Annotated in this window: 13 protein-coding genes; 9 read left to right on the top strand and 4 right to left on the bottom strand. The window is 60.3% G+C overall.

Going from position 1 to position 10,292, the window contains the following annotated elements; all coding sequences use genetic code 11:
- The first annotated feature begins 361 nt into the window (after positions 1–361).
- From QO005_RS23130 to QO005_RS23150, 5 genes are all read left to right on the top strand, one after another.
- Positions 362–1,474, top strand: coding sequence for a DUF4062 domain-containing protein (locus tag QO005_RS23130; RefSeq protein WP_307160386.1), 1,113 nt, complete (start codon positions 362–364; stop codon positions 1,472–1,474).
- 397 nt (positions 1,475–1,871) lie between these two features.
- A complete protein-coding gene (locus QO005_RS23135) occupies positions 1,872–2,075 on the top strand; it encodes a hypothetical protein (RefSeq protein WP_111802326.1) in 204 nt (67 codons plus the stop codon).
- A complete protein-coding gene (locus tag QO005_RS23140; RefSeq protein WP_307160387.1) occupies positions 2,072–2,263 on the top strand; it encodes a hypothetical protein in 192 nt (63 codons plus the stop codon). Before QO005_RS23135 ends, QO005_RS23140 begins: the two co-directional genes overlap by 4 nt.
- A complete protein-coding gene (locus QO005_RS23145) occupies positions 2,263–2,601 on the top strand; it encodes a DUF3768 domain-containing protein (protein ID WP_307160388.1) in 339 nt (112 codons plus the stop codon). Before QO005_RS23140 ends, QO005_RS23145 begins: the two co-directional genes overlap by 1 nt.
- On the top strand, positions 2,591–3,346 hold the full coding sequence (locus QO005_RS23150; RefSeq protein ID WP_307160389.1) for a hypothetical protein: 756 nt from the start codon (positions 2,591–2,593) through the stop codon (positions 3,344–3,346). The genes QO005_RS23145 and QO005_RS23150 overlap by 11 nt, the downstream gene beginning before the upstream one ends.
- Here QO005_RS23150 and QO005_RS23155 read toward each other — a convergent pair.
- Both QO005_RS23155 and QO005_RS23160 read right to left on the bottom strand, forming a co-directional pair.
- The gene (locus QO005_RS23155) at positions 3,335–5,167 is read right to left on the bottom strand and encodes a type IV secretory system conjugative DNA transfer family protein (RefSeq protein WP_307160390.1); all 1,833 of its coding nucleotides are present in this window, start codon (positions 5,165–5,167) and stop codon (positions 3,335–3,337) included. The genes QO005_RS23150 and QO005_RS23155 overlap by 12 nt on opposite strands.
- Positions 5,168–5,173: 6 nt before the next feature.
- Positions 5,174–5,950: a hypothetical protein gene (locus tag QO005_RS23160; protein WP_307160391.1), complete on the bottom strand. Its 777-nt coding sequence runs from the start codon at positions 5,948–5,950 to the stop codon at positions 5,174–5,176.
- A 350-nt stretch (positions 5,951–6,300) separates the two neighbouring features.
- Between QO005_RS23160 and QO005_RS23165 the strand changes: the two genes are divergently transcribed.
- The 4 genes from QO005_RS23165 (at position 6,301) to QO005_RS23180 (ending at position 8,486) form a co-directional block, all read left to right on the top strand.
- Positions 6,301–7,194 carry a MobA/MobL family protein gene (locus QO005_RS23165; protein WP_307160392.1) on the top strand — a complete coding sequence of 298 codons (894 nt, stop codon included), beginning with the start codon at positions 6,301–6,303 and terminating at the stop codon, positions 7,192–7,194.
- A gap of 52 nt (positions 7,195–7,246) precedes the next feature.
- A complete protein-coding gene (locus QO005_RS23170) occupies positions 7,247–7,552 on the top strand; it encodes a hypothetical protein (protein WP_307160393.1) in 306 nt (101 codons plus the stop codon).
- A 123-nt stretch (positions 7,553–7,675) separates the two neighbouring features.
- On the top strand, positions 7,676–8,038 hold the full coding sequence (locus QO005_RS23175) for a hypothetical protein (RefSeq protein WP_307160394.1): 363 nt from the start codon (positions 7,676–7,678) through the stop codon (positions 8,036–8,038).
- A gap of 25 nt (positions 8,039–8,063) precedes the next feature.
- Complete coding sequence (locus tag QO005_RS23180; RefSeq protein WP_307160395.1) at positions 8,064–8,486, top strand: hypothetical protein; 423 nt, start codon at positions 8,064–8,066, stop codon at positions 8,484–8,486.
- An 18-nt stretch (positions 8,487–8,504) separates the two neighbouring features.
- Here the strand turns inward: QO005_RS23180 and QO005_RS23185 are convergent, their stop codons facing one another.
- Together QO005_RS23185 and QO005_RS23190 are read right to left on the bottom strand one after the other, a co-directional pair.
- Complete coding sequence (locus tag QO005_RS23185; protein ID WP_307160396.1) at positions 8,505–8,804, bottom strand: hypothetical protein; 300 nt, start codon at positions 8,802–8,804, stop codon at positions 8,505–8,507.
- The gene (locus QO005_RS23190) at positions 8,801–9,700 is read right to left on the bottom strand and encodes a phage integrase N-terminal domain-containing protein (protein ID WP_307160397.1); all 900 of its coding nucleotides are present in this window, start codon (positions 9,698–9,700) and stop codon (positions 8,801–8,803) included. Before QO005_RS23190 ends, QO005_RS23185 begins: the two co-directional genes overlap by 4 nt.
- Positions 9,701–10,292: the final 592 nt, after the last annotated feature.

Consider the following 10,292-nt stretch of genomic DNA (forward strand, 5'->3'; position numbering starts at 1 on the left):
CCGTCGGCGCCGTACTTCGTTCCGTCAATCACCGTACATCATTCCGTCAAAACCGTACTTCGTTCCAGAATCAGCTTTCAAGGCATTGAATTGGATGACGAATTTCAGAGTAAAACTTACTCTAAAACTTCTTCTTTCTAAAACTGTCAAAACTTATCTAAAACGCTTGCGCTGACATTTTTTTAATTCGGGATTTTTGAATAGATTGGGATCGTCGTCGCTTCCAGTTCCAGACGAGCTTGCACATCGACGTAGTGAGTTTTCGGCATTTTGCATGAAAGGGACTCAGGGAACGACCGATAATGGCTATAATCGCGTTAGAATCGGTCTGGCGAGCTATCCGGGGGAGGGGACGACACACATGAAGATCTTTATCAGTTCACTGATCACCGGCATGGAAGACATCCGCGAAGCGGCCAGGGTGGCGATCGACCAGCTTGGCCATCAGCCGGTCATGGCCGAACAGTTCGCGCCAAGCCCCAACTCACCCCAGGTAGCCTGCCTTCAGGGTCTCCGGGAATCCGGCCTGGTCATCCTGATCCTCGGCGCCAGATACGGTGCCAAGCAGGCTTCCGGGCTGTCGGCAACCCATGAAGAATACCGTGCCGCCCAGGGTGGCCATCCGGTGATTGCTTTCGTGGAGGAAGGCGTCGATCGCGAGCCGGACGAGCAGGCGTTCGTCACGGAGGTTCAGGCCTGGGAGGGGGGCCTGTTTCGCGGCGGGTTCCGGACCCCCGAGCAGTTGCGCGGCCTGATCACGCGCGCGATCCACCAGTGGGAGCTGTCGAAAGCGGCAGCCCCGCTCAATCCCGACGATATGCTGGCGCGTGCCTTGGCGTCACTGCCGTCCGCTGAGCGGCGGTCCAGTTATTACCAGTCCAGCCGGAAGCTCGTGGTAGCGTTTGCAGGAGGGCCAACCCAGGCGATTCTGCGTCCGAGCCAGCTGGAAGATCCGGCACTGGCGGAAAACCTGATCAAACGCGCCATGTTCGGCAATGTCCGCATCTTTGACATGGGCGAGGCGACCACCAAGCGGGTCGAGAACGGCATCCTTACGGTTACCCAGAAAGACGGCGCATCCGTGTCGCTTGATCCAACGGGAGCCGTCGTCGTAAGCCTGCCGTTTCCGAGGGTTGACGGTGGCTGGCCGATGGTCATCGAGGAGGATGTATCCGAGAACGCCCGGAGAGCACTGGCGTTCGCAGGCGACGTGCTGGACGAGATCGATCCGACCCAGCGCCTGACCCACGTTGTCGTCGCTGCAACCCTTGAGGCCGGCGAAAACCTTGCCTGGCGAACAGCCAGCGAGCATCGCGCAAGTCCCGGCAGCATGAGTTTGGGATTCCAGTCACCGACCCGCGAGCCGGTCCATCTGACACCACCCCAAAAACCCCGGGCGGCGTTGCGGCATGATGCGGGTGCGATCGTCGAAGATCTTGTCACCTTGCTGCGCCGCGTCTGGAAGCCACGTTAAGCAAGACTACCTGAAAGCAGAGGCGGGCATCTGCTCCCTGTTGTCGTGTCGGGCAGCGACTGGCTAACCTACCGGCCCACAGACAGGCAAGCTGGATAATGTCCGAACGCCTACCCCCGCAACGTCGTCATCCAGAACCTTGCCCGCGTCGTCAGGAACGCGAGGAGAGGGGATTGCGTGTGTCAATATCTCCCCAAGTTTCCGTCCTCCCTGCGGCCTGCTTGAGGTCGGGTTATGCGTCGTCGGCTGTCCACGTCAATCCGGCTGCCCGCTCCTTCGCTGCGCTCCCGTGTGGCCGGTTGACCTGGCGCGGCGCGGTGCGCCTCAGTCCTTCCGCCGCTGACATACCCCCGACCGGCCGCACTGGGTGGCCGGATAACCAAGGGGAGATAACCTCATGACAACGCAAACCAACAAACCTTCCCACGCGGTCTACCACGTCGACGGCGAGGGCCAGAAGAAGTTCTGGACGAAGATCGGCGCCGCATGGGCCCACGAGGACGGCGAAGGGTTCAACATCCAGCTGACCTGCCTGCCGGTGGATGGTCGCCTGGTGGTCCGCAAGCCACGCGCCGACGAACAGAAGGGAGACGCGCGATGAGCGCGCTCCCGACCCGGACATTCCGGGTATGCCTCGACACATGGGACGTGTTCAGCACGACGGTCGAGGCCGAAAGCGCCGAAGAAGCTCTTGCGACAATCCGCGCCCGCTATGACGCCGAAGGCCTCAACGCGCTGGAGCATATGTATGACGGTGACGACGGCTTCCGCGTCGAGGAGGTCCGGTGATGATCCCATCCGAGCTTCTCCGTATCCGCGAGCTGAACGACCGGTTCCGTGCCATGCCGTTCGCGCCTCAGGGTCAGCTGCTGCTGACCTCCGGGGTGGCGGACCTGCCGCCGGGCGACATCGCCGCGATCCTGCGCCTGGTTACGACGTTCGACGCCTTCACGCCGGACAACGATCCGCACGGAGAGCATGACTTCGGCGCCTTCACGTACCGGGAAACCCGGTACTTCTGGAAGATCGACTACTACGATCGCGACCGCAGCTATGCCTCGCCTGACCCTGCCGATCCGGCGGTGACCAGCCGCATCCTGACCGTGATGCGGGCCGATGAATACTGACCAAGGGCCGCGCAAGCGGCCTTTTCATCATCTTGATAAGGTGTTGGAAATCTGGTCTCCTGCACCCGTTTGCGAGGGGCAGGGAATGTTACAGGGACTATCAGACTGGTGGATCGAGACCGTGGCACGCGAGATAGACGCCAACCCGATCTTCAGCGGGCTGACGCCGCGCGCGCGGCGCAATCCCCGCAAGCGTGCAGCGTACCTGGCGGAACGCGCTGCCAGTCCGTCGCCTTCCCATCTGAGAACCGGAATTTATACGAGCGACTACATTCTTGGCTGTCGTCAGGATGTCGCGGTGGAACTGGACGTCCTGCGCCGGGCGGTCAAGGCGGACATGGCCGGAGGCAAGGCGGTCGACTGGTCTGCCATCGCCACGGACCTTGTGACAGAGCCGGGGATTGCATTCTATTTTCCGGCGCTGACGGCACATCCGGCCGTCCTGTTCGACGATCTTCGCAACGCGGAGCTTGCAAGGATTGATAAGGCCGCGTCCGAAGCCAGGGCCAAGGAGGCGCGTCGGATCGCGGCAGACATGGCACGCGCCGAGGACAAATTGAAATACCAGGCGCAGCGGGAAGCAGCGCGTCAGCAGACCCTTGCCAAGATCACCGTGCTGGAAAGCGAACTGAAGCGCCTGAACATCCTGTTTCTGAACGCAACGGAATTCATGGACCGGGCTCGGCTTATGATCGCGATTGAATCGCGCGAAGACGCTGTCAAGCAGCTACGGTCAAGGCTCTAGGAAGCCTTTCTCGTGGAAAAACTCTTTACGCAGGATCTGCGGGGCTTCGTTCGTGGCGAGCACGAAAATGCTGTTGCGATGAGTTGGTGAAAGGATCGTCGTTGCCTCGAGACGGGGCTTGCGGGATTTGCCGAACACGCTTTCGGACATGCCAAAGTCCTTCGACAGGCGCTCGGCGGTGTGCGAGGTGGGGTTCATGTACATGCGGACATCGCAGGATTCCATCATCCCTTCGCCGACATCAGGATAGGCCTTCAGCAATTGCTCGGGATACTGGGCAATCATCCAGAGCCGGATGCCATAAGACCTGCCGACTTCCAGCGCTTCGCGGATCGGGTCCATGGTGCCCAGCTTGGGCAGTTCGTCGAGAAGGAACAGGATCGGTGCGTGATCGCGCGAGTGATCGCGCATCAGGCGCCTGACGTGCTGTCCGATAATAACCCGTAGAACAGGCGCGTAGGACACGAGCGCATCCATCGGCACACACAAGTACAGGGTCGGGCAGCGCATAGTGTCCCGCTCGGTGCGGAAAACCTCCGGGGTCCAGTCTGAGGCTGCGGTGACTTTGGCAAGTTTGGGCCCTTCCCAAACCTGCAGGTGCTGGGACACAGCGCCAAGGACGCCTTCAAACTGTTTCGGCGCCCGTGACGCCATCTGGCTGAAGCGAGCGGCAACACGCCGCATGGCCTGCGGGAACGGACTGTCGGCGGCCCCAACCGCTGCCATCATCTCCTCGAGGCCGATGGTCGAGACGAAGTCGAGGACCTTGTCCATTGTACGGTCTTCCCGATCATGGACTTCGGTCACAAACGCAATAATCAGCGTCAGAAGATCCTTGCCGTGGCGTTCCCAGGACGGGTCGCCGCGACTGTCGATGACCATCAGAAGATCTGCCATGAAGCGTGAACTCTCCCAGAGTTCCTCCGCATCTTCGCTTACGAAGTCCAGCGGGTTGTAGCGGCTGCTAAGGTCGGGTTCCGTGGGACTGAACCGCAGGACAGGGCCGACCTTGTGGTTTCGCCACTGGGCAGTTTGTGCGTAGCATTCCCCCTTGATGTCGAGGACGATGGCGGGACCCCTGTAGCTCGCGAGGGTCGGCAGGATGTGGCACTGCGTTTTGCCGCTGCCCTGCCGGGCGATGGTGAGGAGCGACGACTCGCCCTGATAATGCAGCGTACGTCCGTCTGGCGACAAGCCGAGGGGAAGGGTGTAGGGGCCGGGTTGGTCCGTAAACAGTTTCGAGCTGGCCGGAATGGCAGCTCCCGGCGCCGCGCCGGCATGTTTGACAATCCAGGCTTTCAGGGTCGACGAACGGGACGATCTTGCATGCTGAACCATGGCGCTGATGTCCGGCGCAAGTTCGGCCAGCGGTCTCGGGACCTCATTGCTGTCGCCCTTTTCAATCAGCTTTTGGTCTTCGGGAAATGCGTAGCCAGAAAGCGACGGTGCATCACGCTCGATCCGGGCCTTGCCGCCGGCATAGGCTGCCGATGCGGCGAGTGCCTCCGCAAGATCGCGGCGGATGGCTCCTAACCCAGCGAGGATGAGCGTCAGCTTGTAGATGAATGCTTCGTAATCGGAGAAATCGTGAACGGCGCGCGAGAAGATGAACGATCCGGAAGCCTGCCTGGACCAGCGCGCACGGATGATCCCGACCGGGTCCGCGAATGTCTGGTCGGCAACCGCAATCAACCGCACGGCGGCGTTTTCCGTCGCCTCGTCTCGCCGCGCCTGCTGGACGAGATCAGCCTCACGGTCAGAGGCGGCCATGGCGGCAAGGCGCATGTTCAATCGGGCAGTCGGCGTCAGGTCTCCAGACATGGTTCCTCAATAGTGCAGCATATGATCTTCAATAACCGACAGGATCTCCGCCGACCGGTCGTGAAGCATGCCCACGATCACCTTGCCGGAAACATGGAATACCCCAGCCTTTCCGCGGCAAGTCAGGCTTGTGACCTCCCCCTCGGCCATCCGGAACCCCGAAACGGTCGCTTGGTAATACCCGGCTGGCATGGTTTTACCGCCTGCATCGACGGGGCGGTGGAGGGCCAGTTCGGAGCGGTAGGGAAAATCCAGCACCGGAGGGAGGGTATCCGCGACCGGCAGCAACGAGGCCGGGCTTCCATGCCTGCCGAAATCGATACGGAACGCAATGTCGTGATGAATGTACGTCCCGTCCGGAAGCGGACACCCTGCAGGGTTCAGAAGCGGGTCCAAAGCCAGCGCCGTGAACTGGGGCCAGAGAACATCTTCTTTTCCTTGCACCCGTTCCATATACAGCTCGTAACCGGTCTCGCGGATGGTTGCGTCTTCACACCACTCGTCCATCGGGCGGAACTGGATGCGATAGGGATCCGCGCCGGGAACATGCCAGGTTACTTCGTACAACTGCTCATCCGGGCGAACCTGGAGAACCGCGGTGCCAAGCCATGCCGCTATACGGCCATCGGGATACGTGATCCGCGCCTTACGGGCAGCTTCGTCCACCCAGACCTCGCTTCCTGCCGGCACATCCTGAACCGCAAACACACCAGCAAATCCCGACCGCTCCATTTCCCGGTCGAAGACAACCATCCAGGGCAGGCGTAGCGCCGTCGGCGCCATCACCTTCCGAGGGGGAGGGACGATATCCGCGGGCGCAGCTGCGGGGAGACTGACTGCCTGTGGCGTGGCGGGATGACCGACCTCCGCCGGAGGAGCTGCGATCGGTTCCGCGTCGGAAAGTGCCGGGACCGGGGAACTCTTGCGTCTTAACCAATTCAGCAGTGCCATGGGCCACCCGTCGGAAGTGCGATCGGAGCAACTCAACCGGTTTTCTGGCAGGCGTCAAGGGCAGGGCTGAAGCCGGGTACTGCGGGGCCTCTTGAAGAATGGCCTCTTTTCTGCATTGTAGCTCAATCGACGTTAGTGCGCACTTATGGGTTTGCAAAGCAAACCCGTCTCCGGGACCTGCCATGGCCATCTACAGCCTGAGCCATAAACCCATCGGAAAATCGACGCAGCGTGAGCCGCACACGGCTTCAGCGCATATCGCCTACATCACAAGAGACAGCGCCCTCGACAATCTCGAGGCGCGACGCATGCCAGGTAACGCCAAAGCCGCGGGCATCTGGTTGCGGGAGGCGGAGGACAGGGACCGGAAGAATGCGCGGGTCGCGGACAAGATCATGCTCGCCTTGCCGCGTGAACTGACGCCCGAGCAGCGAGTGGCTCTCGTCCGCAAGTTTGCGGAAGATCTGACGAAGGGCAGGGCTTCCTGGCTCGCGGCGTTTCATGAGAACCGCGTCGATGCATCGAACCCGCATTGCCATCTGGTGCTACGGGATCGTGATGTTGACACAGGCAAACGCGTCATCGGCACGAGTGAGAAGGGGTCTACGGAACGCATCCGCATCGCGTGGGAAACCCACGCCAATGCTGCGCTGGAGGAAGGCCGGCATGCGGCACGGGTTGACCGCCGTACGCTTGAAAAGCAGGGTATTCGTCGTAAACCGACGATCCATGAAGGGGTCCGCGCGCGCCGGATGCGATCTGACGGGCGAACTCCCGTATCCCGCCTGCGGAGGTATCGCAATGGCGTGGGTGCCCGCCAACGCACACGTAACGTGAACTATGCGGATCTGGACAGGGGCCGGACGCGCCATGACGTCAACCGCGAGATCGAAGCCTCGTACTGGGCGGAGCTGGATCAAGTGTCTCGGGAGCAGGAACTTAACGACCTTCGGCTGATCCACCATCCTCCTGTCGAGACGTCGCGGAAAGAAATGTATCGCAATTATCTCCGGCAGTTCAAATCCGGCACCTCACCCAGCAGCGGTCAGGATCGCGAGCATGAACCGGACGATTGACACGATCCCAGTGTGGATTATTTGGTTCGGGCACTCCATCAGGAACGCGTAGATGCTTCAAAAACTTCGTAACTGGCTATCCAAACCCAAGCCTTTGGCGCAGGGATTTGAAGTCATATTCCAATACCGGGAACGTCTTCCAAGCGGTCCTTATTCAACGACGCCGGGCAAGATAGTGCATCGAAACGGCAAGGTTGACACATGGACAGACGTCGCGCCGCTTGCCCTCCAACTTATGCAACGCGGGGAGGGTGACGTCGTGGCCGTGTTTGATGACGGTTCGCGGGCAAAAGTGGCACGGGTCAAGATCCAGAATGGCGAGGTCGGGTTTGAATGGTCTGGGGCGTGGCGACCGTGAGAAGGTGTCACTCAGATCGGTTTTGCGGCTGAAGTTCCGACATCAGAGCAGGACCCCAGCATTGACCAAGACGCCGATGATTAATTGCTTGCATATTTTACCGGAATAGACCGATATTTATGTATGAACAATTGGCGCGACGTCCTCACATTAGCCACCAAGCTTGAGCTTGATGAGGCTACCGGAGGGTTGAAGGCCAACGGCCAGTACCTAACCGACAAAAATGGCCTTACGCCATATGGGCGGGCACATTTCATCCAAGAATTGAAAGCCGTTGCAGCGGCTATCTCGGCCGCTCAGGACGAGATCCGGACGTTTGAAGCACTTGTGACGCAAGCTGGAGACGAAGATCGCCGTCTCCTCAGGATACGTATACTGGACAAAGCCCGGAGTGACTACGCTATGTTACTCGAGTACAAACGTGGTTCCGAGCGTTATCTGGCACAATTCGCAGATGCGGTCGATTTACAGGAATATCTCGCTTAAATTCTCTCGCTGACGGAGTTGTCGCATGTTGTGGGAACTGAAACAGACGGAGTCGCGCCTCGACGAGATCGAGCAAGAAATACGGAAGATCGCTCAGGATAGATCTCTCACTGTTCGTGCCCGTGAGACCAAAATTCAGGCCCTGAACACAGAGCATACGACACGCTACATGCTCCGACAAAAACTGTTGTCCGAGATCCATCTCGACCCCGCGCTTAGCAAGGCCCGCGAACAGGACCTGAAGTCTCAGCAAGCAAGGCCAGTACCGGAAGCGGAAAGGGGCCTTCCCGAACAAGACGGTCAACCGACCACGACGAGGGAAGACAGACGCACATCTCTACGTATGTACATGGCAGAGCATCGGGCCAAATCCATAGGACAAAAGACTCTGGAACACGCGAAATTGCTTGAGCAACAACGCGATCCGCAATGGGAGCCAGATTCCTAGAGACCACGAACGGAATGCTCATACCGCTCTGCGTTGCGCCCACCTTACCTCCAGCACCTTGTACGTCGGCTCACCTGGCAGGCCGTGCGAAAGCCACGTCAGCTGAAGCCATTCTTTTTCCAGTTGAGGTTTGAGTATCTTAATGTACTCCGTTTGAGAAACATCGACGGGCAGGGACGGTTTGATCAGGCAACTGGTCAAGCCCTTTGCCGCAGCCTCCTGGCAGGCAACGAGGATTTTCTCGCGGCTGAACTCGCGAGCGGCAAGATCCTCTAGAGCCTTCAGGGCCGTTTTGATCAACCGTTGACCGATCGTCATCCAGTTGCTTTCTGGTAATGGCCTGTCGCCCAGCGGCGGCCCAGGTAGGTATCGGTCACATCGATGCGGCTGTGACCAAGCTCGTTGCTGATCTGCATGCGGGCCAGGCTGTCGAAATGGCGGTTGGTCGCGTTCATTGCTTCAGCTGGAGGGCCGCCGGCGGCGGGGCAGGGCCATCCGGTAAGAACTTTATAGCGCCATTGGGCGTAGGCATGGCGGAGACCGTGCGCTTGGCCGAGGCCTGCTGCGCGGGTCTGCGCCTTATAGGTTTGAAGATGCTGCCGATACGTTCGTCCGGTCGGGATAAGGGAGCCGTTGCCCGCAAGGCGTGCGACGGCGTCAAGAATCTCACGCTGGCGAGGGTGGGTGATCCGGATCTCGCGCGCCCTTCCGCCCTTGCACCAGCTTGCCTTGAGCGCAATGTGGTCGCCGCGGTCGCCGATCGACGGACGGAATTTCAAGGCTTCCTCACGCCGGAGGCCAAAGGCTGCCTGGAGCTGGAGGGCCAGCCGGATGCCGGGGTCGCGGACACGGGCAAGTGTTGCGGCATCCAGCCGGCGAGCCTTGGTGCCTTTGTACGGCGTACGCTCCTCGAGCCCGAACGCGCTGTTGTCCTTCGGAATGAGTCCGGGCTTGCCGACGTGGTCGGCGGTCCAGCGCAGCCAGCCCAGCCGGTTGCGAATGGTGGCGTCGGTAATCCGGGTCGCCTTCCAGTGGTTGACCAAGGCGTTGACATGGTGGGGTTTTAAATTGCGGGCGTGCTTGAGCTTGTAGCCGAGGCTATGCAGCTCTTCGCCCATGGCGACCAGGCCTCTGTGCCGGTTATCTTGCGTGGCGTTCGATCCGTCCGGATTGTGGGCGGTCAGAAGCCTGATCGACATTTCGTAGCTGTTCATGGTGTGGTGAGTGTTATTGGCCAGATCCCTGCCCATTCGGGCGGCAGGATTGCGTGACAAGTCACGCCATGGGCCGGATAATCCGTTTAGCTAGTGCGGATGCCGGTCGTGAGCCTCCATCTGTTATGCCCGCGAGAGGCGCTTCGTTTCCTCATGGGTGCAATCCTTTCTATGGTTGTCCGTCTGGACCTTCCCGGTGTCGTGCCCGTGGAGCCGTTCCGGCCGGGGTGGGTTTATGCCCGTAGGCATTCGTGTGTGGTGCCTGATGTCGTCGCATCGCTTGTCTCCTTAAAGGTTCATGCCAGGTCGCAACGTGGCAAAGGTGTCGCAGGTTGAATTCAACGCGGCCTCCGTGCGGCACGCGTCATGCATTTATGCGGTGACGGGGGAATATGGGGCTGACATTGGGCCGTATGTGGCGCTCACGGCGGAAGATCGTCGGGAGGCGGAATGTGCGGTTTGCCCTGTCACTGTCAGCGCTTTCACTGACAGTGACAGGGCGCGCCCGGCCGCGCGTGCGTCCTTGCAACGGGTGTTGACTGCGGCCGGAGGGATTCCGGGGCCATCCCTCACCCAGGCCCTTGGAAGCGCG

Origin of the sequence: Allorhizobium paknamense, assembly GCF_030815125.1 — a bacterium.
Lineage (GTDB): Bacteria > Pseudomonadota > Alphaproteobacteria > Rhizobiales > Rhizobiaceae > Allorhizobium > Allorhizobium paknamense.